The organism is Haematomicrobium sanguinis DSM 21259, assembly GCF_000688395.1.
In the GTDB taxonomy this organism is placed as follows: Bacteria; Actinomycetota; Actinomycetes; order Actinomycetales; family Micrococcaceae; genus Haematomicrobium; species Haematomicrobium sanguinis.
In genome coordinates this window covers 70,329-90,507 of record NZ_JIAG01000010.1, presented here as the reverse complement: position 1 = coordinate 90,507, position 20,179 = coordinate 70,329, and the positions used below count along the sequence as shown (strand labels likewise).

25 protein-coding genes, 2 tRNA genes and 1 pseudogene are annotated in these 20,179 nt (G+C 61.8%); 10 read left to right on the top strand and 18 right to left on the bottom strand.

Annotated elements, in window-relative coordinates:
• Positions 1–42: 42 nt before the first annotated feature.
• Complete coding sequence (locus tag O148_RS0110075; protein WP_026530800.1) at positions 43–609, bottom strand: TasA family protein; 567 nt, start codon at positions 607–609, stop codon at positions 43–45.
• Between the two features lie 226 nt (positions 610–835).
• Positions 836–1,246 (bottom strand): VOC family protein, encoded by a 411-nt coding sequence (locus O148_RS0110070; protein ID WP_026530799.1) that lies wholly within the window; start codon positions 1,244–1,246, stop codon positions 836–838.
• Positions 1,247–1,360: 114 nt separating this feature from the next.
• Between O148_RS0110070 and O148_RS0110065 the strand changes: the two genes are divergently transcribed.
• On the top strand, positions 1,361–2,236 hold the full coding sequence (locus O148_RS0110065) for an EamA family transporter (RefSeq protein WP_338035376.1): 876 nt from the start codon (positions 1,361–1,363) through the stop codon (positions 2,234–2,236).
• Positions 2,237–2,315: 79 nt separating this feature from the next.
• Here O148_RS0110065 and O148_RS17150 read toward each other — a convergent pair whose 3' ends face one another.
• The gene (locus O148_RS17150; protein WP_051620091.1) at positions 2,316–3,188 is read right to left on the bottom strand and encodes a PIN domain-containing protein; all 873 of its coding nucleotides are present in this window, start codon (positions 3,186–3,188) and stop codon (positions 2,316–2,318) included.
• A gap of 2 nt (positions 3,189–3,190) precedes the next feature.
• Positions 3,191–3,796 carry a CGNR zinc finger domain-containing protein gene (locus O148_RS16065; RefSeq protein WP_205618182.1) on the bottom strand — a complete coding sequence of 202 codons (606 nt, stop codon included), beginning with the start codon at positions 3,794–3,796 and terminating at the stop codon, positions 3,191–3,193.
• A gap of 189 nt (positions 3,797–3,985) precedes the next feature.
• On the opposite strand from O148_RS16065, the gene O148_RS0110050 reads away from it, so the two are divergent.
• Together O148_RS0110050 and O148_RS0110045 are read left to right on the top strand one after the other, a co-directional pair.
• Positions 3,986–5,233: a hypothetical protein gene (locus tag O148_RS0110050; protein WP_026530797.1), complete on the top strand. Its 1,248-nt coding sequence runs from the start codon at positions 3,986–3,988 to the stop codon at positions 5,231–5,233.
• 87 nt (positions 5,234–5,320) lie between these two features.
• Positions 5,321–5,470 carry a hypothetical protein gene (locus O148_RS0110045; RefSeq protein ID WP_157374612.1) on the top strand — a complete coding sequence of 50 codons (150 nt, stop codon included), beginning with the start codon at positions 5,321–5,323 and terminating at the stop codon, positions 5,468–5,470.
• Between the two features lie 268 nt (positions 5,471–5,738).
• On the opposite strand, the gene O148_RS0110035 is transcribed toward O148_RS0110045, so the two are convergent.
• Together O148_RS0110035 and orn are read right to left on the bottom strand one after the other, a co-directional pair.
• Positions 5,739–5,811: transfer RNA gene (locus tag O148_RS0110035), tRNA-His, on the bottom strand.
• A 134-nt stretch (positions 5,812–5,945) separates the two neighbouring features.
• The gene (orn, locus tag O148_RS0110030; RefSeq protein WP_075204342.1) at positions 5,946–6,563 is read right to left on the bottom strand and encodes an oligoribonuclease; all 618 of its coding nucleotides are present in this window, start codon (positions 6,561–6,563) and stop codon (positions 5,946–5,948) included.
• A gap of 120 nt (positions 6,564–6,683) precedes the next feature.
• Between orn and mptB the strand changes: the two genes are divergently transcribed.
• The 3 genes from mptB to O148_RS0110015 all read left to right on the top strand — a co-directional run bounded on the left by mptB (position 6,684) and on the right by O148_RS0110015 (position 8,959).
• Positions 6,684–8,213 carry a polyprenol phosphomannose-dependent alpha 1,6 mannosyltransferase MptB gene (mptB, locus tag O148_RS16060; RefSeq protein ID WP_035745749.1) on the top strand — a complete coding sequence of 510 codons (1,530 nt, stop codon included), beginning with the start codon at positions 6,684–6,686 and terminating at the stop codon, positions 8,211–8,213.
• 56 nt (positions 8,214–8,269) lie between these two features.
• Entirely contained in the window at positions 8,270–8,692 is a 423-nt protein-coding gene (locus O148_RS0110020; protein WP_026530794.1) for a DUF3224 domain-containing protein, read from the top strand.
• Positions 8,693–8,886: 194 nt separating this feature from the next.
• A tRNA-Arg gene (locus tag O148_RS0110015) sits at positions 8,887–8,959 on the top strand.
• 219 nt (positions 8,960–9,178) lie between these two features.
• Here O148_RS0110015 and O148_RS16055 read toward each other — a convergent pair.
• From O148_RS16055 to O148_RS0109970, 9 genes and pseudogenes are all read right to left on the bottom strand, one after another.
• Positions 9,179–9,670: pseudogene (locus O148_RS16055) on the bottom strand (hypothetical protein); the annotation flags it as partial.
• A gap of 140 nt (positions 9,671–9,810) precedes the next feature.
• The gene (locus O148_RS17145) at positions 9,811–10,017 is read right to left on the bottom strand and encodes a hypothetical protein (RefSeq protein WP_026530793.1); all 207 of its coding nucleotides are present in this window, start codon (positions 10,015–10,017) and stop codon (positions 9,811–9,813) included.
• On the bottom strand, positions 10,014–10,154 hold the full coding sequence (locus O148_RS17815; protein ID WP_157374611.1) for a hypothetical protein: 141 nt from the start codon (positions 10,152–10,154) through the stop codon (positions 10,014–10,016). The genes O148_RS17145 and O148_RS17815 overlap by 4 nt, the downstream gene beginning before the upstream one ends.
• Positions 10,151–11,221, bottom strand: a complete 1,071-nt coding sequence (locus O148_RS0109995; RefSeq protein ID WP_026530792.1) for an MFS transporter — start codon at positions 11,219–11,221, stop codon at positions 10,151–10,153. Before O148_RS0109995 ends, O148_RS17815 begins: the two co-directional genes overlap by 4 nt.
• 7 nt (positions 11,222–11,228) lie before the next feature.
• Entirely contained in the window at positions 11,229–11,627 is a 399-nt protein-coding gene (locus O148_RS0109990) for a DMT family transporter (protein ID WP_035745747.1), read from the bottom strand.
• A 33-nt stretch (positions 11,628–11,660) separates the two neighbouring features.
• A complete protein-coding gene (locus O148_RS0109985) occupies positions 11,661–11,981 on the bottom strand; it encodes a DMT family transporter (protein WP_026530790.1) in 321 nt (106 codons plus the stop codon).
• Positions 11,978–12,505, bottom strand: coding sequence for a deaminase (locus O148_RS0109980; protein ID WP_026530789.1), 528 nt, complete (start codon positions 12,503–12,505; stop codon positions 11,978–11,980). The genes O148_RS0109985 and O148_RS0109980 overlap by 4 nt, the downstream gene beginning before the upstream one ends.
• Positions 12,502–13,125 carry a DsbA family oxidoreductase gene (locus O148_RS0109975; RefSeq protein WP_026530788.1) on the bottom strand — a complete coding sequence of 208 codons (624 nt, stop codon included), beginning with the start codon at positions 13,123–13,125 and terminating at the stop codon, positions 12,502–12,504. Before O148_RS0109975 ends, O148_RS0109980 begins: the two co-directional genes overlap by 4 nt.
• Before the next feature lie 79 nt (positions 13,126–13,204).
• A complete protein-coding gene (locus O148_RS0109970; RefSeq protein WP_026530787.1) occupies positions 13,205–13,684 on the bottom strand; it encodes a MarR family winged helix-turn-helix transcriptional regulator in 480 nt (159 codons plus the stop codon).
• A 333-nt stretch (positions 13,685–14,017) separates the two neighbouring features.
• On the opposite strand from O148_RS0109970, the gene O148_RS17810 reads away from it, so the two are divergent.
• On the top strand, positions 14,018–14,209 hold the full coding sequence (locus tag O148_RS17810; protein ID WP_157374610.1) for a hypothetical protein: 192 nt from the start codon (positions 14,018–14,020) through the stop codon (positions 14,207–14,209).
• Between the two features lie 196 nt (positions 14,210–14,405).
• On the opposite strand, the gene O148_RS18190 is transcribed toward O148_RS17810, so the two are convergent.
• Positions 14,406–14,528 (bottom strand): hypothetical protein, encoded by a 123-nt coding sequence (locus O148_RS18190; protein ID WP_276203069.1) that lies wholly within the window; start codon positions 14,526–14,528, stop codon positions 14,406–14,408.
• A gap of 47 nt (positions 14,529–14,575) precedes the next feature.
• Positions 14,576–14,746 (bottom strand): hypothetical protein, encoded by a 171-nt coding sequence (locus tag O148_RS17980; RefSeq protein ID WP_205618181.1) that lies wholly within the window; start codon positions 14,744–14,746, stop codon positions 14,576–14,578.
• Positions 14,747–15,937: 1,191 nt separating this feature from the next.
• Between O148_RS17980 and O148_RS17140 the strand changes: the two genes are divergently transcribed.
• From O148_RS17140 to ettA, 3 genes are all read left to right on the top strand, one after another.
• On the top strand, positions 15,938–16,639 hold the full coding sequence (locus tag O148_RS17140; RefSeq protein WP_051620089.1) for a single-stranded DNA-binding protein: 702 nt from the start codon (positions 15,938–15,940) through the stop codon (positions 16,637–16,639).
• A gap of 199 nt (positions 16,640–16,838) precedes the next feature.
• Positions 16,839–17,279: a DUF6993 domain-containing protein gene (locus O148_RS18125; RefSeq protein WP_240470846.1), complete on the top strand. Its 441-nt coding sequence runs from the start codon at positions 16,839–16,841 to the stop codon at positions 17,277–17,279.
• A gap of 76 nt (positions 17,280–17,355) precedes the next feature.
• Complete coding sequence (gene ettA, locus O148_RS0109930; protein WP_026530784.1) at positions 17,356–19,038, top strand: energy-dependent translational throttle protein EttA; 1,683 nt, start codon at positions 17,356–17,358, stop codon at positions 19,036–19,038.
• 182 nt (positions 19,039–19,220) lie between these two features.
• On the opposite strand, the gene O148_RS0109925 is transcribed toward ettA, so the two are convergent.
• Positions 19,221–20,117, bottom strand: coding sequence for an acyl-CoA thioesterase (locus O148_RS0109925; RefSeq protein ID WP_026530783.1), 897 nt, complete (start codon positions 20,115–20,117; stop codon positions 19,221–19,223).
• Between the last annotated feature and the right edge of the window lie 62 nt (positions 20,118–20,179).

The window sequence follows — 20,179 nt, the reverse complement described above, 5'->3', positions numbered from 1 at the left end:
CGGAGCACGCTAGAGCGTGTGGGAGGCGCGGGGTGCCCGGTGTTACTTGTTTTGTGCTTCCCAGACGAATTTCACTCCCGCGGTTCCGCCCTGCGCGGTGTCCGGTGTTGCGTTGTCCAGCGTGTAGCTGATGGTGTAGGCGCGGGACTCGTCCGGGGTGCCGGCGGTTGCCCAGGCGCCGTTACCGGCAGCGAAGGTGGACTTGGTGCCAAAGTTCTCCAAGGTGCCGTTGAAGATGTTCTGCTTATTGGTGGCGTCACACGTTGCCGATTCGGCGACGGTGACGTTGATGTACTGGTTGAGCGCCTTTGTGGTGGTGGAGTCTTGAGCGTACAGACGCACATCCGCGGGGAGTGAACCCTTGGAGGTGACGGTGATGCACTTGGTTCCGGTGGCGCCGGGCTTCAGGTTGGTGGCCTCGAAGAGGGCGGCGCCCTTGTCATCGTCGGTCAGCGCGACGGTGCCTGTTGCCCAGGAGTTTCCGGCGTTATCGGTGGTGGCGCTGAACGCCGAGTAGGAACTGGTTGCCACAATCAGGCCGGATACGGCGAGGGCGGCGGGGATGACAGCGAGTTTCGCGATGCGGGTTGTGCGTGCGGAAACGGGCATGGGGGTACTCCTATGGTGAAGATTCTGTGGTGTGGAAGTAGGTCAGAGATTGCTGACACTTCCACTGTGCACGCTGTTAGTACCCTAAGTAAAGCGAAAATCGCGATGTTGAGTAGTACCACCTACGTGGGGGTTTTCCGCGCCATATCGGGGATCTGCCGGGGATCTGCCGGGGGTGGCGCGAGCATGTGGGCGGCGTACCAAGGCGTCAGGCCGTGTGGGATGCCTATGGAGTGGTGTCGTGGTGTTCGTAGCCGATGAGCCAGCGCAGGCCGTACTTGTCGGTGACTTGGCCATCGCTGGCGCCCCAGGGTTTTTCTGCCAAAGGGTCATTCACGGTGCCGCCGTCGGCGAGCTGGTCAAACCATCGGTGGAGAGTTGCGGGGTCGGAGGTGCCGAGGAGCGAAAACATGATGCCGATCATCTGCACGGGCCGGTCCGCCCCGGTGGCGTCGGATCCGGCGAGGGGAACCGGCCCACGCAGCTCGCCGTGTGCGATCGCGGTGGCCGGTCCATCGGTGCGGTTGAACTCCTCCAAGGTGAAGAGTTTGAGCTCACCGCCGAAGATGCTCTGGTAGTAGTTGAGGGCTTCGCGGGCATTGCCCGGAAAGGTGAGATAGACCTGGGGTGCGCTCATGGGCTTGAGCCTATGCCCGGTGGTGCGCTTGGCGCAATGGTTTGTGCATACACTTTGCTCTGTGGATTCAGTGGGTAGTGATGCTTGTGTGTGTTGTGTGATCGGAGGGCTGTGGTGGTGAATCGAAGCGGGGCGATTCCGCCGTGGTCGCTTGCCATTGCGGCGATGCTTGCCGTGCAGATTTCCAATGCGCTCTCGGTAGGAATCATCGAGCAGATCGGGCCCGCGGGTACCGCATGGGTGCGCATGTGCCTCGGCGCAGTATTTCTTTTTCTGCTGGTGCGTCCTTCTCTGCGAGCGATTCGGCGCAAGGATGTTCCGGCGCTGATTGCACTGGGAACCGTCACCGGGTTCATGACGGTGTTCTTTCTGGCGGCCATCGACCGCATTCCGCTTGGCACGGCGGTGGCGATTGAGTTTCTCGGGCCGCTAACCGTTGCCGGATTCACGAGCAAGAACCGGAAGGCGCTGGTGTGGCCGCCGCTTGCTCTCCTCGGTGTGATTCTCTTGACCGAACCGTGGCACGGCGAGATCGATGCGCTCGGGGTGATCTTTGCGGTGCTGGCCGGCATGTGTTGGGGTAGTTACAACCTGTTGACCCAGCATGTGGGGGATCGGTTTGACGGGATTAGCGGGCTGGCACTGACCATTCCGGTAGCGGCCGTGGCGACTCTCCCCGTGGGGCTACCGCAAGTTCTTGGAGGCAACCCCGCCTGGTGGGTCATCCTCGCGGCCGCCGGAATTGCACTGTTGACCCCGGTGATCGCGTTCGGGCTGGAAATGTTGGCGCTCAAGCGGATGACGCACACCGCGTTCGGGACACTGCTGTCGGTTGAACCAGCGTTTGGTGTACTCATGGGAGTGCTGATTTTGAGTCAGGCACCGACACTGTGGCAACTGATCGGAATTGCGATTGTCATTGCGGCCGGCGCGGGTGCGCAACGCGGTGGGCGGAGAACCTTGGACCCGGCGCCAGATGCGATGGCCTAAGCCGGCGTTGCACATAGAAAAACCCGACCCCAGAGGGATCGGGTGGTATAACTCCAGCATAGCATCACATTGATTCCAGCTACCACTCTAGTGGCTTGGTGATGCGAGGACTAATGAGTGTTGGGAGTTGGTGAGAATACCAGTCGCACGGTGTCATCTGGTACCACCAGTGGTTTCCGGCGCCGTCAGCGTGTCCACCGGCTAATTTCCCTGCGAGGTAGCCCTTGGTGGGATTGACTATGCCGACAGGAACTATATCTCGCACAAAACGGATGGGGTACGCGAGGTCGCTGTCGTTGGAGATTACGACGGCAGCGTCCACAGCGCCCTTGAGGACATCGATGAGCAGATGGGATGCGACGTTGACGTCTGACCCCTTCTCTTCCCGGCGGGCAACGGATGCCATGAACCGCGCGTCCGGGATGTCTTGTTCAGCGCCATCTTGCACCATCAATGGCCACTGGGAACGGACGATGACGGGCTTACCGTTCAGAACAGCCATGTCAGAGAACACGCGAGCAGCTGCGGCGTATCGCTCGCGAAGAGAGAAGGCCAAGGCTTCTTGCTTCGGCCCTTGAGCATCGGCGTGCACGAGATCGGCATACAGCCACGCAGCGGCGAGTTGCGTGTCCGAGACCATGTTGGTCGCCTCGGCTCCGTCCAAGCGAGCGGATTGCATCGCGTATCCCTGAACCTGTGTGCCCTGAATCTTTGAGGCTTCCCAGGCACCCCGAAGGCCGGGTATGCGCGGCCAAAATGCGTCATTGACGTCCGCATTGCCGATGACACGCTCAATCGCGTCGAAGACCTTTACGTAGAAAACGGGCTCAGACGTTACGGTCAACGGTCTAACTCGTGAAGCAAGCGACTCAAAGACTTCTTCGTCAGGAGGAAGGCGCCGCGTAATGGTCATCTGGCCGCTCAGGTCGAGGCGGCCATCGAAAGTGAACACCCTCAAAGTTCATCGGCACCCTGACCGGTTGGTTGTTCAAGAGACGGGCGTCGTCGCTGTCGAGCGCGGTAGGTGCGGGTTTTCTGTCGGTTGCCGCACTCGCTCATCGAGCACCAGTGTCGTGATCGGTTCTTCGAGGCGTCGTAGAACGCCAATAGGCAGTCATCTGCAGCGCAAAGTTTTAAGCGCGCCCAGGTGCCCTTTGCTTGAGCATCGGTGATCGCGATCAAGAGCCGGGTGAGTGCGCCCCGAACGCCGCCCAGTGCTGGGGCAAGCCGGGGACGGGTACCGTCAAAAACGAGCTGGAGCGGGAGGTCGGCAGTCACGGCATTCAACTCGGGGACGGGCGAGGTGTCGTTGCGCTCGTGGTGAAGTGTCATCGCGTCACGTAATCCGGAGCGGAGGGTGATGGCGAGCACGAGGTCGTGTTCATCTGCCCCTTGGCTGCCGTCGAGCAGGTCACGCTCGCGTAGCCAATTCGTCAACGCCGTAGCGTCAAGGAGTGCTTCTGGGATGTCGGCGTCGACATCGACGTCGAGCGTGTTCGCGAAGGCGCACAGCAGTTCGGCGTAAGCCGGTGGCATCGCATCCATGCCTGTCTTTCCCATCGCTTCCCGCCTCTGAGTCGTTGCCTTGCACACCCAAGTTGCAACACCAGCATAGCTGAGATAAAGGTTGCACCGATCCTCGTAACCGCCATATGCTTGTTGCAGGTGTTGAATCTGCGGACGCCCCGCCACGGCGTCGCCCGTAGGTGACTCACACATACCAATCTGTGCCCATCGGAGGAGGCTCACGTGCATGCTCAGGGGCCCGAGCTGCCGCCTTCGGAACCGGTCAGCCGGTTCGTCCCGGTGGCGCTGAGCAAGCCCGCGCTCGCGGCTGCGTTGGGAATCGACGGCGGGGCGATCTTCCAGATTCTCGCGGTCGAGAATCTGGGACTGTCGCCATCGGCTATCGGGATCGCGTTCGGGTTGGGTCTGCTGTCGTTGCCACTTCAACTGTGGGCTGCAAGGATGCCCCTTCGTCTGGGCAGGCGTAACGTGCAGGTCTTCCTGATGCTCGCAGCGATCCAGAGTCTTCTGCTGGCCTGGCTCGTGGCCATCGAAGCCACCGGTGGGCTCGCCGCCACTGCTCTGGTGGTGACCGTCACCGCCGAGGTCGCCATCTCGGTACTCTTCGTGACGGCATGGCAACCACTGCTCTCAACCCGTACCCAGACCCGTGACCGGCAACGGATCAACGCAGGATGGACCGCCTTGGGAAGAGGCCTGCTGGCCGGGCTGTTGATTGTCTTCTCGGCCACCGAAGTCATCGGCAGGTCGCTGCTGCTGGTCGCCCTCGCCCTCCTCGCCATCGGCGTGGCAGTGAGCTTCGGGCGCATCGCCGTCACAGATCTGGATACCCGGTCGCCTCCCGCCAAACCCAGCAAGAAGCGACCAGCGCGTCTGACCCCTGCCATGTGGTGGGTCCTTGGCAGCTTCGCCGCTCTGAACCTGGGCGCTTTGCCTTTATGGCTGGTCTACCTGTCCGAGGTGATGTGGACGACGGCCAACCTCGGCGCGATCGGTGCAATCCAGACGGTCGCCTCCATCGCGGCTCTACTCGCGTGGCGACCCACCAAGGACGACCTAGGGCGGCGCGCCACGATCGGTGTGCTGTTAGTCTTGGCCGGCAGCATCGCCCTCGTCGGGGTCGGGAACACCGCAGAGAACATTGGAGAGCAGATCAGCATCGTGCTCGTGACGATCGTAATGACGTTCGGGATGATGTACGCCAGCCTGGCGCTTCTGGAGATGGCGCATCGCCTCCTCGAGAACCAGCAGGGCGTGGTGCGGGCATTCACCCTCATCGACGTCGTCGACTCCTCGGCGCTGCAGCTCGGTCTCTTCATCGGCGGTCTCCTCGTGAGCTTGTCCTCCCACACACTGACCTCGGTGCCGTACGTCGCATTCGTTGTCGTGATGAGCGTCCTGGCGTTTGCGTCCGTATGGCGCACCGTGAGGCTCACGAGGAACACATCCACAGGCGATCAAGAAGTGTAGTCGTGGACCACATCCGCATGCGCTACCTGGTCACTGTCGGTGCCGAGGGGCGCCGACCGCGACCGCCTCGACAACGAGCGAGTCAAGTTGCTGCAAGCCCACTACGCCGACGCGGTACCGCTGGACCTGCTCAAGCAGGAGCAGGTCCGGATAGGCGCGGAGCTGGAAACGATCAACCACCGGATCGCGGCCCATCATGATGAGTACACCGCCGCGCGGGCGAACCTGGAAGATTAGATCGGTCTGCAGGCGAATGTCGCCGGCATCTATCGCCGCTGCGACGACGCGAACCGCCGGCTCTGCAACCAGGCGTTCTTCACCGCGATCTACCTCGATGACGACGGCGAACCGCGCGTCACCTACCAGCAGCCCTACGACGCACTGTGCGATCCCGAGGTACAGGCGAACGCCTTGAACTGGGCCGCCGAGACGCAGAAAAGTGGCGAGGTTCAGACCCAGACCAGAGCGGTTCCTCTGGTCGAGGGTTTGAACTTCGCCACATCAGGGTGAGTAACGGGGCTTGAACCCGCGACCTCCTGGACCACAACCAGGCGCTCTACCAGCTGAGCTATACCCACCAAGAACTGCTGCATTCGCGATCAGGCAGCGCAGATCAGTCTACACGCTCCAGCGCCTCGGATGCACATCGGCGCGCGGGCGAGCGCACTCCAGGGCGCCGCCCGCCGATGAAGGCGAGCAACGCCGTCGTACATCATTCGGTGGGGGACTCGGCACGCATGCCGCGCGCAATGGCCGCCGCCTGCTCACTGTCCGGCCCGGGCGCGGGGACGAAGACGGCCGCGCGGTAGTAGCGCAACTCGTCGATGGAGTCCTTGATGTCTCCGAGCGCGCGGTGTCCGCCGGTTTTGGCCGGCGATTGGAAGTAGGCGCGCGGGTACCAGCGGCGCGCGAGTTCCTTGATGGTGGAGACGTCGATGACGCGGTAATGGAGGTAGTCGATGACCTCGGGCATATCGCGCAGGAGGAACATTTTGTCGGTGCCGATCGAGTTGCCGGCCAATTGCGCCTTGCGGGGGACCGGGACCCATTTTTTGATGTAGTCCAACACCTGGCGTTGCGCCTCTTCCATGGTGATTCCTGCGTCGAGTTCGTCGATGAGCCCGGAGGTGGTGTGCATGGTGCGCACGAAGTCGCCCATGTGCGCCAGCGCCGCGTCTGTGGGTTTGATCACCACGTCCACGCCCTCGCCAAGGATGTTGAGCTCCGGATCGGTGACCAGGACCGCCACCTCGATGAGGGCGTCTTTATCCAGGTCCAGCCCGGTCATTTCGCAGTCGATCCAGACAATATTTTCTGAAGAAATAGGCACCAGACCAATCTACACTTTTGCCTCGTTTTCTGGCTGGCATCCCGCCATATTTTCGTCGCGAACGGGCGCGTCGATGCTAAAATCAGGGAAGTTTTCTTCCCCTCAAGCCCAAGGATTTTCATGTCCAGCGACGTAGTGCCACCGCAAACCGCGCAAAAGGCAGCGCCGCACACCGAGCGGGCGCGAGTCGCGCTCATTCAGGGGTTTGTGGGATCGATGATGATGTTCGTCGGCTCGCTGGGTGTGGGCTGGCTGGCGCGGGCGTCCTATGAGTTGTCGCGGCAACCGTTCATGATTTGGTTGCGTTTGGAAGTGGTCGGGGTCATTCTCTCGATCGTGTTGCTGTCGGTGGGCACGATGCTTCTGGTGCGCTCGTGGCTCCGGCTCGGGCAGCGGCTCAAGGGCTGGGGCGAAGGTTCGCTGAAGGTGGTGTACCAGGCGCTCGCGCTGTGGTCCGCCCCGCTCATTATTGCGCTGCCGCTCTTTAGCCGGGACGTTTTTGCCTACATTGTGCAGGGCTTGGTCATGCAGAACGGACTCAACCCGTATGAAGACGGCTACGCGAACATCAACAACTATTTGCAGTACGGTGCGGACGATCTGTGGTCCTCCAGCCCCACCCCGTACGGACCGCTGTTCCTGATGATGGAGTGGGCGGTTGTGGGCCTGACCGGCGGGCAAGTGGAACTCTCCATTCTGCTCTTCCGGCTTCTTGCCGTCATTGGCGTGATCGGGTGCGCGTATTTTGTCCCGAAGCTCGCCGCGATCCACGGCATCAATCCGGCGCGCGCCACCTGGATCAGCGTGCTCAATCCGCTATTCTTAGCCAACTTCGTGGCCGCAATTCACAACGATTCGCTCATGCTCGCCTTCGCCCTGGCCGGGCTGTACGCGATGGCCAAGAAGAAGCCGGTGCTGGCGATTGTGTTGGTCACCCTGTCCATTGCCATCAAACCCATCACCATTTTGTTCCTACCCTTCCTCGGTCTGATGTGGGCCGGGAAGAACGCATCCTTGCTGCGCCGCATCGTGTTTATGGGCATCGTGGGCGTGTCCTCCCTGCTCATGCTGTGGCTCATGGGGCTCTCTATCAACGTGGGCCTTGGTTGGATCGGCGCGCTCAGCACCCCCGGCAGCGTATGGATTTGGTACGCCCCGGTCGGATTCTTGGGCTGGCAAGCATCCACGGTCGCAAATTCGCTGGGACTGGACGGCGGTTTTGTCATGAACACGCTGGTGTTCGGCGGGTTCAAGATTGTGGCACTCGGCGTAATTTTCTGGACGATTTTCTGGGGCTCCTACGAAAAACTAATTCGCCGCCTGGCGATCGCCTTCGCGGCGCTGGTGTTCCTCTCGCCGATGGTGCAAACCTGGTACATGATGTGGGTTCTGGTGCTCTTCGCGATCACCGGCATCCGCGACGACTGGCAATCCAAACTCATTTACGTGCTCACCGCGGCGTTCGCGGTCTACTCGGTCAGCGACCAGCTCGACATCATCCCGTACCTGCCGCTCGACCTGACCTTGGCCCGCAACCTCGCCGCATGCATTGCGATTGCGTTCACGATTTACCTGATCGTGGCCGACCCGCGCACCCGCGGATTGTTCCTCAAGCGCCGCGTTTCCGGTAGCGGCGCGGTCACCACCTAGCTTGCCGAGATTGAGCCCGGTAGACATTCCGGGCGCGGCTGGGAAGACTAGAGGACATGGAATCGACTCAAGAAATCCGCGCCGAGTTCGAGATTGTGGGATGGGACCCCGAGCCGTATGAGCGTGAAGGCACCGCATCGGAGCTGACGAAGGTCCGAGTGCGCAAGCGGTTTAGCGGGGAAATTGTTGGCACGAGCGATGCCGAACTTCTCATGGCCAGCAACCCGGTCGGTGCTGGGTACGTGGGTTCTGAGCTTTTCATTGGGACGGTTGCCGGGCGCGACGGTTCCTTCGTTTTTCAGCACTGGGGTGTGGCCGAGGGGGCCGCGTCGGTGGCGGACGGGTACGTGGTTCCGGGCTCCGGCACCGGCGCGCTTGAGCCCATGCGCGGGAACGTCAAGATTTCGCAGGACCAGGACGGGCAACACTACATTACTCTCAACGTGAGCTTTGCCGGGGGCATCGAGGAGATGGTCTAGCTCGCCTCTGGCGGAGCGCGGGCTTGGTCGGTTGTTTGCCCGGGCGTGAAGTACGACGGCGATGCTCGCCTTATCGAGTTTGCCTTGCGAGGGTGCGGGGCCGGTAGGGCGGTTTTGAGGGCCGGTGGCCTCGGGGGATTTCGTGTCGCGGTCGGCGATACCCCTAAAATGGGATGGTGCCTTTTGGCGCGCCCGCCTCGGTAGCTCAGTGGATAGAGCAGGAGCCTTCTAATCTCTTGGTCGGGGGTTCGACTCCCTCCCGGGGCACCCTGTGTGATGAGTCGAGACATCGTTCACGTTGAGTCGCGACATAGTTCACGTTTGAGAGCCTGGCCATCGGCCGGGCTCTCTTTCGTTGTTGCGCCAGCAATTTTTGTGTTCGTTGATGGTGTGTGTGGAGAGTATTTCGCTGGTGTCTTTGTGGAGAACGGTGACGGTGTTTTCGTCGATGAGCATGAGGACGGGGGTTTTTGCCCATCGGCCCAGCATCTCCCCGGTAGCGGGGTCTACGTCGGCGTCGGCGTAGAAAGCGTCCTCGGTGGCGCGTCGCTCGGCGACCTGTGCGGCGACTCAGTCCACGAAGTCGCGGTCGCGGTCGGCGACGAACACGTCCTCGATCGGATCGGCGGGTTCCTCGCAGGGCCAGGTGGTCTGCCAGGTGGGTCGGTCGCGGTCCAGGCGGGTGCCGGAGGCGGCGACCCATTCGCGCAGTCTGGCGCGGGCGTCGGCGAAGTCGCGGTGCCACCCGAACGGCGCGGACCCGTCTTGTTCGGGGTGGTAGGCGCACAGCCAGTGAAGATGGAGAGCTGACAGCTCCCAGAGCAGTTCGTCGTAGCGGTGCCAGAATGGCGGGATCTCGCTGGCGGGCAGGCCGTAGGTGCGGCGCAACCTCTCCACACACCGGTTCAGGGCCTACCATTCCTTTTCGAGCACGTCGACGCTGAGGGCGACCAGCTCGTCCAGCCAGGGCATCAACATCCCGGCTCGATCCTCACCAGGCGGAGCACCTGCGCCGGTTCGGTGTAGATCATGTCGGCGAGCCCTTGCGCTTTGTGACGATCACGGAGCACATCGACGTGCTGCCAAAACAACTAGTCCAGCAGGAAGCCGGTATTGGCCTAGATCGTAGTGACAGTGACGTGCCACTCCGGCTCCGACTCAAACAACACATTTGCTCCCCGCAGGATCGCATCGCCGCCCTTGACCGGATGCTCGCCGAACTCCGAGCACAAGATCGCCGACCCGGAGCGGATCACGATGAGCTTCAAACCGTCAAAGACGACCGGCCCGACGGGGCGATAAATCGTACGCGTACGAGCGATCAATGGATGATATCCGACCAAGGTGGGCCCTCACCGATTGCCGCTTCAACGTATGGAAGCGCATATCCGGCGTCCAGCAGCACCATGGTGACGTCGCTGTTGATGACGGCATGTTCGGCGGGCGCGCACGTGGTGTTCATCGGGGCGGTGTTGTGCTGGCGGTGAGTGCACCGAGACCGAGACCAACGTCGAAGCAGATGTTCCATGCAGCGCTGGCCCGGTCAGTACGCCCCGCGCCGGTGGCTCGGCTCATGAGTGAGGTGAGTGCGGCGGTTTGGCATATGCCGGAGGTGAAGGCGACAAGCATGCTGAAAACTATTGCCTGAAGTGGGGTAGCGCTGATGTAGAACCCGACGGTGCTTGCGACGAGGACTGCCACGACTGGGAGCCCGAGGTGGATGCGTCGTCCACGACCGCCAGCCAAGCCTCCTGCCATCCGCCCTGCGGCGAGGAAGGCCTGCACAAGGAATGCTGCTCCTGTTGTTGCCCAGCTACTCTGTCCGAGTGGTGCCACCGCAAGACCGGAGAGAACACTGGCGTAGACCGTGACGGCCCCGATGTGCCCCAGGAGGGTGACAGCTGCCGTAACTCGTCCAGTTGGGGCGGGCGCACGCTGCACAGTCGCTATTTCGGCATGGCCAGCGTTAGAGACGGGCGCTGTTGAACAAGCGGCAGGCTTCATCTGTACCGCCAGCAGTGCTGCGGCAATCGCTACCGTTGAGCCTGCGATTGCGACGCCAGTAAGTCCGAACCGTCCTATGAGGTAGATGCCGACGGGTGCTCCGATTGCGCCACCGACGGCCGACCCGAGCCCATAGATGCCGAGCGCCTTTCCAAGTCTCCCGGGCGGTGATATCTCTTTGACCCATGCGGTGCTGGCGACGACGAAGATCCCGAACCCGATCGCCAGGAGTGACTGGCCTGGCCACTGCTGGAGGAGCGGCATCACAGCACTCCCGGTTCCCATCATCGCGACGGCGACCGCTACGGCTTTCTGCCTGCTGATCCCCCAGCGCCCGAGCAGTGGAACGAGGGGCTGGACAGCCACCACGATCAGCATCACCACGGACACCCGAACGCCGGCGCCGGGCGTCGCGTGCGCGAAGGCGACGGGGGCGGCGGCGTAGAAGATGTAAAACGCGGCGAATGCACCGCCCGCCGTCCATGAGATACGGCGGGCGGCGCCCAGGTTGGTCGTCGCGGTCACGACTGAATCAACTCGCCGGCTGCGCTTCGGATTCGAGCTTGGGGCTGTCGGCGAGCTTGAGCCAGACGACCCCAGCGATGATCACGGCCAACCAGAATCCCTTGACCAGCGTCAGGGTTTCATCGAAGAAGACCGGGCCGAGCACCGCAGCGCCGATGGCCCCAATTCCGGCCCAGACGGCGTAGCCGATGCCGACATCAATCTTCTTCAGGGCGACACTGAGGAAGAAGAGGGTGAACAGGAAGAACCCGACCGCAATGATCGACCACAACGGGTCTGTGAAGCCCGCGCTGCCGTTGACGGAGAGGGCGTAGCCGACCTCGAAGACACCGGCAATCAACAGCGCGATCCACGCGCCTCCCTTCTTCTCGGTTTCGATGTGGTCCACGGGTGTAGTCGTCGTCATAAGGAGATTCCTTTCAAGATTGTGTAGGGCGGTTCAGGCGGTGCCGGCGAGGTTGAGGCCGACGACTCCGACGATGACGACGGCGATGCCAAGTGCCTTCTTCCAGGTCAGCTTCTGGGAGAGAAACAGCGCGCCGACGATGACGATCCCGACGCCGGCGAGCGAGGTCCACAGGGCGTAGCCGACGCCGACGTCGAAGGTAAGCAGGGCGAGGCTGAGGAAGAAGGTGGCGATCGCTCCGCTGACGAGGGTGGCGATCGTCCACGCGAGGTTCTTGAATCCGTTTGCCTTGCCGGCGGCGATGCCGACGGCGACCTCGAAGACGATAGCGATTCCCAAGTAGAGCCAGCTCATGATGGTGTTCCTTTCAATACGATGCCCGGTCGCACGGTTGCGTGACCGGAAAGGTGGTTTTGGAGATATCGGGTGAACGGTTCGATCCCGCGCTCAACGGCGAGTGAGCGGAAGAGGCTGGTGCGTTGGGCGTCGGTGATGCCGAACGCGGGATAGCTGGATCGGTAGTCGAAGCCGAGGTCTGCGACCTGGTCGCGGTCGACGGCGACGTAGATGGTGTCGATGCCGTGGTCGATCGCGTAGCGATAGCACAGGCCGCAGGGTTCCCCGGTCGCGAGCAGCACGTACCCGGCGAGGGTTTCGAGACCGTGGCGGGTCATGGCATCTTGCATGGCGACGACTTCGGCGTGTGCCGTCGGGTCTCCGGTCTCGTGTACCCGGTTCACACCGAACCCGGACGCCGCCTCCCCGGCGGCGTTCACAAGGACACCGACGAACGGGAGGCCACCGGCATCGACGTGCTCCGTACAGGCAGTGACCGCCTGCACCATCACCGCGCTCAGAGCGATCGGTTCGACGCTCACAACTGCCCCTGACCTGATGTGGTCTGACGCTCGGAAAGGTCGTCAACGACCTTCTTCAGCCTTGTCACCGATGGCACCCCGCGCAGCACCTGGCCGTTCACCACGATGCCGGGCACCGAGTCGATCCCGACCGTGTTCACCGCGTATTCCTGATCGATGTGATGCCGCCGGCGGCGCTCCTCATCGTTCAAGGCTTCGGTGACTTCGGCGTGGTCGAGGCCGACCGAGGTGGCGATGTCGATGACGACCTCATTGAGGCCGATGTTGCGGTCCTGCTGGAAGAACGCGACGAACATCGCCTCGGTGTAAGCCTCCGCGAGACCTCGTTCCTGGGCGAGCTGAAGTACCATGAACGCCTTCTCGGTGCGAGGCTGGGGCGAGATAGACGGCAGTGTGATTGGCACGCCGACACGCTCGGCCATCGGGTAAACCGCGTCGCGCCAGATGCGTGGCAGGTACTCGTCTTCCGGGCGCAACGTGGGCACCGGTTCAGGGCGCAGCTCGAACGGGCGGATCGTCACCTCCACGTCACGGTCGCGCTTGAGCTCCTCGATCGCCGGCTCGACCAGGAAACAGAATGGGCAGACGTAGTCTACGAAGACATCGATCTGGGTGGTCATGGGTTGAACCCTTCAATATAGGTGTGTGTACATGCAGATATATGGTCAAAAGAAATGCCCACAGTGCGGCACCTGGGCGTCAGGCTTTCATGAATGCGCTCACCTCCGCCAAAGCCGTGGCGATGAGGTGCGGGTCGAGGTCGGGAAAGTGTGCGGCGGGCCTGCTCAGCAGGTCGTTGACGCGGGCCTCATAGGGGTCGCGAACCTCGCGCAGTAGAGTCTCGCCCGGCTCGTCGATGACGGCGTAGACGCCACGACCGTCGTCTGCGCAGACGTCTCGGCGCGCAAGCCCCTTCGCCTCCAGGCGACTCACCAGGCGAGTGGTCGAGCTCGCGTTCAGCCCGATGCGCTGCGCGAGCGCGGCGACACGCAGTTCCTTGTCGGACGCCTGGCTCAGGAAGTTTAGTGCACGGTACTCTGTGAGTCCGAGGCGATGCGCGTCCGACAGCCACTTGTCCAGGTTCGCGTCCACTGCGGAGGCGAACACCGCCACCCGCGACCACTCGACGCTGGCGCGACCGCCAGGAGCGACTTCAGTGGCAGTTGACTGTGTGTGCATGCAATTAGATTAGCAGGCCGCCCCGTTGTGTCAAGTGCCGAACGCGTGTTCGACCAAGGCATCACGGCCAGGCGACCGCCCCGCTGCAATGAGTCACGGAGGCCTTCGAGCCTCCTGTGGCTCCCCGTTCGCGGGCTCGTCTGGCGCTCTGCAACGCTCGACCTCGGCGAGATACTCCATCATTGCGCCCCGGTTGTGGCTCAGGACATTGATGCGCGCGGTGAGCTTGTCACGCTCCTGCTGTAAACGGCCGCGCCGCGAACCGTCTCGGTTGCACAGTCCTGCCGCGGCCGACACTGCCCGGGCGATCCTCGTCACCCCTGGAACGCCCCGGTGGCATTCGGAGGACTCGTCGTCGGCGTCCTCCTCGCAACTTTCGGCGAGGTGTCGATCCCGATCGCGGTCACGGCGTTCGTCGTCCTCAGCCTCGTGCTCGTCGCGAGCGCACGCAGGCACGCATTCCCCCTCACGCTCGCCCCGTCCCGCTGCTGTGCGGGAGTCAGCTCAGTAGCGGCGCACCGTTGAAACGCAGTGGCCGGGTCCCCTCGGGGACTCGGCCACTTGTCCTTGGTCCTACTGCGATGCTCGACCTTCGCGAGGGGAACCGACCCTCGAATGATCGCAACTGTGCAGTTCCCTGCTCAGTCTCTCCTGAAGCTGAACAACATGAGATAAACCTGCATGAACTAGGCAAATTTGCCCAACAATCCGCCGCGCCTCTTTACGGCAGAGCGATTGCGATAAAAGCCTGGAATTGGAGCACGCCGTTACCGAGTGCGGTGTTCTGCTGATTCGCGGTCAGCCCTTGAATGGGGTCGGTGACCCAGCCGGCGGGCAGACCCATGAGCCATTCGACGAACTCCGGTGCGGTGCACGGCCCTTTGCACTTGTTCAGGATCGCTGGCGCTGATTCGGGGCGTCCGGCCAGTGGTAGGCGAAGATGCCCGCGACCACGGTGTTGAGCTCAGAGAGCCAGACCGTCCGGCCGCCGGTGGTGTGCTCAACGGCAAGATCGAAGCCGCCGTAGCCAGAGAACAGCGAACAGATCCAAGGGCGGCCCATCGCGGACACCCACTACACACATCGCCTCCATACCTCTACCTCGCCAGCCTACTGGCAATCATTGTCCGCGACGACGGTCCCGGCTGGCTCCACATCCCCGTCCGCATCAGCATCTGGTCGGCATTGAGGATGCTCTGGATCGGACCCATCAGTCTGATCCTGTCCGCCCGCGTCTGCCTCCAAGAGCACGCCCAGCGCCGCGCCGACCATCGACAAACTAAGACGAATCAGGGGCAGGTCATCGGGCAAGCTCCAGTGTTGGCCGGAGGCACACGCGGCACCGACGGCTGAAACCCGCCCAACACAACAGTTCGCGCCTGCCACCCACGGTGGTAGGCGCGAACTCAAGTCAGCCGTTCTAGGCGCTCCGACAGGCACGGCCGCGCGGACAGGTTGTGACGCCCTCAGCGGCGACGGCTCGTCGGATCGTTCCCTGGCTCACCCCGAGGTCACATCCGACCGCAAGCAATGTCATCCCGTTCTGGTGCAATTGCACGGCCCTCGCGACCTGTCCCTTCGTCAACGGGCTACGCCGCAACGGCTCGCCCCGCCGCAACAGATGAGCCGCCGCCGTCCGGTGATACACACCCAACCTCTCCGCCAAGTCGCACAGCGACAGCCCCTCGCGGTACAAGGCCACCAGCTCGTCTATCTGCGCCTCGCCCCGAAGAATTTGAGCATTCCCAATCGAACGCACCACTCGACCCCGATAATCAGTGACCGAAGGCTCAGACGGACGCCGACTATCGCGATAGACACCATGCCTCCACCGAGCAGCTACGGTCTTCACCGCCTGGCTAATGTTCTCGAACTGCCTACAGAGGTGCACTTTCTTTCTGAATTCGGGGTCGATGAGTTCGGTGGTATCGGCATTTCAGCCCCGTTTGGCCCCGCGTCTTGATGATCTCACCTGAATAGAAGCCTTTGACAAGGCAAAACGCGGTGGGGTCCGGTCAATGCGTAGTCCAAGCGGGGTTGAAATGCTCAAAGTGGCTGGTTGAGCACTGTAATGCTCATCCAAGGGGGGGCTTGCGCCAAGCTTGCACCACGTGGATGCTCCTACACAGGGGCAGTAGTTTGCGATTTCTTGGCGAAGTTATCCACATTTTCTGATCTGCGCCTTTTTCTGGGCTCGCTGTGCGTTCAGGCTGGACTCATCGGCCCAACTCGGGGCCAACAGGAAGGCTGAAAATGACAGACACTATCACCATCCGTGGCCACATCGGTACGGATGTCGAATCGGAGACACTCGAATCAGGCGTTGCGGTGAGCCGCTTTAGGGTTGCCAGTACCGAGCGCCGACCCCAAGAAAACGGATCATGGCAGGACGTTCACACCAACTGGTATACCGTCTCCTGCTTCCGTCAGCTGGCGCTCAACGCCAAAGCGAGCCTCACTAAGGGCGATCGGGTCATCATCCATGGCAGGCTCCGTTTGAATAACTGGCGGAAAAAGGACGGAAGCACCGGCTACAGCTTTGAGGTGCTCGCCGATTCCATTGGACCTGACCTCACCTGGGGCACCGTCAAGTTTGCTCGCAACGTATTCCGCAGCGCGCAATCGAGCGAATCGGCGGATTCGGAATCTTCGGCGGACCAATCAAACGCAGAAGGTGGAACCTCGAGCGACCCGGACGGCGGTGACTCCGCTGTAAGTGACGATTACAGTGCGGACACGCAGGGCGACCAGTCTGGAATACGCACCGACGCAGGGGAGAAAGTCGATCGGGAATCCGGTGAAGTTGGCGATACCGAGGAATCTGGCAACTTTAGTCCCTTGCATTTTGGGCAGAGCCGGCCCACCACGGACTCGGACCGCAATGACGATGATTCGGAGGATATCGATGAGGATCAGGAGATCGGAGGTGAGGAGGAATACCCCAGGAGTGCCTAATAGGCCGTGCCGACGCCACGGGTGTCCCGGAAGATCGCTGTTCCCTATTCCGGGCGCTCGCGGGTCTGCTATGTAGACCGATGCGTTGTACACGGGGCGCGCTCCTGGCATATCCGCTGGGCATGGCAAGATAGGGGTCGTGAGAAAAGCTGAGCGGGCCCCAAGAGTGACAACATTTCTACGTCGACGTTCCTACCCCGTGCTGAGCCTGGTTGTGGGCGGCACCGTGGCGGTTGCTCTCGCCGGATGTGTTTCGGAAAGCTCGGACCCAACGTCGACCGGTTCGCCGGCAGTCTCGGAGGCTCCGACCTCGCAAGCACCCGAAGACCCTCGGGTGGCGGCTCTCAACGCTAAGTCCGATCAGATTCAACAGGCCGTCACCGGTGTCCTGCCCGAGAGCGGATTCCCCGCGCGTGAAGTTGTGCAAAAGGCGATTACTGATACCGGCGTGCCGTTAGAGCAAGTGTCGGTGGGGCAGTCGGTGACACCGACTGGGCTTGCCGTGGATGCTATGCAGTTCGCCGTCAATGATGCGGATATTTGCATCATGGGCGAAATTCGCGGTGGCCAGGTCTCGATGACTCAACTTCCTGCACTCAGTGGTGGCAAGTGTTTCGTCGGCGATCAGACTGGTCGCTAGCGCGCTCGTGAGCCGAGGGTGAACCTGCACACTCTCAAATAGGAGACTCGCGCCAAGCTCCGATAGATTTGTAGTCATGCCAGAATTTATTTACACCATGACCAAGGCCCGCAAGGCCGTTGGCGACAAGCTCATCCTTGACGATGTCACCATGTCCTTTTATCCCGGTGCAAAAATCGGTGTGGTTGGCCCGAACGGCGCCGGTAAGTCCACCATTTTGAAGATCATGGCTGGCCTAGACACTCCCTCCAACGGTGAAGCACGGCTCTCGCCCGGCTACAGCGTTGGGATCCTGTTGCAGGAACCGCCACTGGATGAAGACAAGACCGTAATCGAAAACGTCCGTGAAGGCGTCGGCGAAATTTACGGCAAAGTTCAGCGCTTCAACGAAATCTCCGAGGAAATGGCGCAGCCGGACGCCGATTACGATGCGCTCCTCGAGGAGATGGGAAAGCTTCAAGAGCAGATCGACGCCGCCGACGCGTGGGATCTCGATTCCCAACTCGAACAGGCCATGGACGCGTTGCGTTGCCCTCCGGCTGATGCGGACGTGAAGGTTCTCTCCGGTGGTGAGCGCCGCCGCGTCGCGCTGTGCAAGCTGTTGCTGCAAAAGCCCGACCTCTTACTCCTGGACGAGCCCACCAACCACTTGGACGCCGAATCCGTGCTGTGGTTGGAGCAACACCTTGCCAAGTACCCCGGCGCAGTCCTCGCCGTCACCCACGATCGCTACTTCCTCGATCACGTTGCCGAGTGGATTGCGGAGGTGGACCGCGGTCATCTGTACCCCTATGAAGGGAACTACTCCACCTACCTGGAAAAGAAGCGTGCACGCTTGGAAATCCAAGGTAAGAAAGACGCGAAGCTGGCCAAGCGCCTGTCCGAGGAACTCGAGTGGGTTCGATCCAACGCCAAAGGTCGTCAAACGAAGTCGAAGGCGCGCCTCGCCCGGTATGAGGAAATGGCGGCAGAAGCCGAGCGCACCCGCAAACTCGACTTTGAAGAGATTCAGATTCCGCCGGGACCGCGCCTGGGAAGCCTGGTCATCGAAGCAAATGATTTGGAAAAGGGATTCGACGATCGCATCTTGATCGACGGCCTCTCCTTCTCGCTACCGCGCAACGGCATTGTCGGTGTGATCGGTCCCAACGGTGTCGGCAAGTCAACCCTGTTCAAGACAATCGTGGGCATCGAAGAACTCGACGGGGGAGAGCTCAAGATCGGCGATTCGGTCAAGATCTCCTACGTCGACCAGAGCCGAGGCGGCATTGACCCCAACAAGTCGCTGTGGGAGGTTGTCTCGGACGGGCTCGATTACATTCAGGTTGGCCAGGTCGAAATGCCCAGCCGCGCCTACGTTTCCGCGTTCGGATTCAAGGGGCCGGATCAGCAAAAGAAGGCGGGTGTGCTCTCCGGCGGTGAACGCAACCGTCTGAACCTCGCGCTCACGCTGAAACAAGGCGGCAATCTGCTGCTCCTCGACGAGCCCACCAACGACCTCGACGTCGAAACCCTCACCAGCCTGGAGAACGCGCTACTGGAGTTCCCTGGCTGCGCCGTGGTTGTCTCCCACGATCGCTGGTTCCTCGACCGCGTGGCAACACACATCCTCGCTTATGAGGGCACCGACGAGGACCCGTCGAAGTGGTACTGGTTCGAGGGCAACTTCGAATCCTACGAGGAGAACAAGATCGAGCGGCTCGGCCCCGAGGCCGCCAAGCCGCACCGCGTCACCCACCGCAAGCTCACGCGCGACTAGCGTGCTCCAAGCACCCCAAGAGACGGCGCCCGTTCACTGCAAAAGGTGAGCGGGCGCCGTCGTACTTGTTCTCACTTTCACCCGCCCACCCCACAATCGACTGTGCAAAACACGCACGCGACACGCCGTTAAAGTGCGCTTTATCTGCACAGTCGATTTCGAGTGTGCATAGAAGCGGGCCCTCAACCCTCTGAGCCGACGGGCGGAACCCGCACCATGCCTTCCTGCGCGACCGACGCGACCAGCTCGCCGGAACGGTTATAAATGCGGCCGATCGAGAGACCCCGAGCGCCGGACGCATTTGGCGACACCTGGGTGTACAGCAACCAGTCATCCACCCGCACCGGCCGGAACCACCACATTGCGTGATCGAGGCTCGCCACACTCATCCCGCGGGTCGTCCACGCCAAGGAATGCCGGCGCAAAATCGGCTCCAACAGAGTGTAATCGCTGGCATAGGCGAGCGCCGCCCGATGCAAAGTCTCATTGTCCGGCAACGCGCGGGACGTCTTCATCCACACCGCATTGACCGCCTCGCCGGAGGTGTCACCGGTCAAATAAATAGGTGCCGAAATATGCCGAATATCGAAGGCCCGCCCAAACGCCCACGCACGCGCTGCAGGGTGGTCAATCTTGCCAATCAGATCCGCCGTACTGGGAAGCGATTCGGGATCCGGAACGCCCTCCGGCATGGGCTCCTGATGGTCAATACCTTCGTCGGAAACTTGAAATGAGGCGATCATGGACAAAATCGGCTCGCCGTTTTGATAGGCGTGGGAGCGCCTGGCCGAAAAGGAACGCCCGTCGCGCAGGCGCTGCACTCCAAAGGTGATGGGCTGTGCAGCGTCCCCGGCTCGCAGAAAATACCCGTGCATGGAATGGATGAGCCGATCCTCCGGAACCGTCCGCGCCGCCGCCATCACGGATTGCGCCAGCACCTGCCCGCCGAAAACCCGGCCACCCGGTTGCGGTTGCGACTCGCCGACGTAAATGTCCTCCTCGGTTCGCGCCCCGCCCGCATCGGACAAATCCAGCAACCCGAGCAGACGCTCCACGGGATCCAAGCCGGTCGATTCCACTACCTACCTCCAGGAAAAATCAGTGCACAGTCAAAATCCATTGTGCAGATAATGCACACTTA

What these genes read in the sequence shown, in the direction of transcription:
- O148_RS0110075 (WP_026530800.1), bottom strand. Translation starts at nt 609, where the DNA reads ATGCCCGTTTCCGCACGCACAACCCGCATCGCGAAACTCGCTGTCATC.
- O148_RS0110070 (WP_026530799.1), bottom strand. Translation starts at nt 1,246, where the DNA reads ATGAGCGCACCCCAGGTCTATCTCACCTTTCCGGGCAATGCCCGCGAA.
- O148_RS16065 (WP_205618182.1), bottom strand. Translation starts at nt 3,796, where the DNA reads ATGGGAAAGACAGGCATGGATGCGATGCCACCGGCTTACGCCGAACTG.
- mptB (WP_035745749.1), top strand. Translation starts at nt 6,684, where the DNA reads ATGTCCAGCGACGTAGTGCCACCGCAAACCGCGCAAAAGGCAGCGCCG.
- O148_RS0110020 (WP_026530794.1), top strand. Translation starts at nt 8,270, where the DNA reads ATGGAATCGACTCAAGAAATCCGCGCCGAGTTCGAGATTGTGGGATGG.
- O148_RS17815 (WP_157374611.1), bottom strand. Translation starts at nt 10,154, where the DNA reads ATGAACACCACGTGCGCGCCCGCCGAACATGCCGTCATCAACAGCGAC.
- O148_RS0109990 (WP_035745747.1), bottom strand. Translation starts at nt 11,627, where the DNA reads ATGACGACGACTACACCCGTGGACCACATCGAAACCGAGAAGAAGGGA.
- O148_RS0109985 (WP_026530790.1), bottom strand. Translation starts at nt 11,981, where the DNA reads ATGAGCTGGCTCTACTTGGGAATCGCTATCGTCTTCGAGGTCGCCGTC.
- O148_RS0109975 (WP_026530788.1), bottom strand. Translation starts at nt 13,125, where the DNA reads ATGACCACCCAGATCGATGTCTTCGTAGACTACGTCTGCCCATTCTGT.
- O148_RS0109970 (WP_026530787.1), bottom strand. Translation starts at nt 13,684, where the DNA reads ATGCACACACAGTCAACTGCCACTGAAGTCGCTCCTGGCGGTCGCGCC.
- O148_RS18190 (WP_276203069.1), bottom strand. Translation starts at nt 14,528, where the DNA reads ATGGGTCTGCCCGCCGGCTGGGTCACCGACCCCATTCAAGGGCTGACC.
- O148_RS17980 (WP_205618181.1), bottom strand. Translation starts at nt 14,746, where the DNA reads ATGGGCCGCCCTTGGATCTGTTCGCTGTTCTCTGGCTACGGCGGCTTC.
- O148_RS17140 (WP_051620089.1), top strand. Translation starts at nt 15,938, where the DNA reads ATGACAGACACTATCACCATCCGTGGCCACATCGGTACGGATGTCGAA.
- ettA (WP_026530784.1), top strand. Translation starts at nt 17,356, where the DNA reads ATGCCAGAATTTATTTACACCATGACCAAGGCCCGCAAGGCCGTTGGC.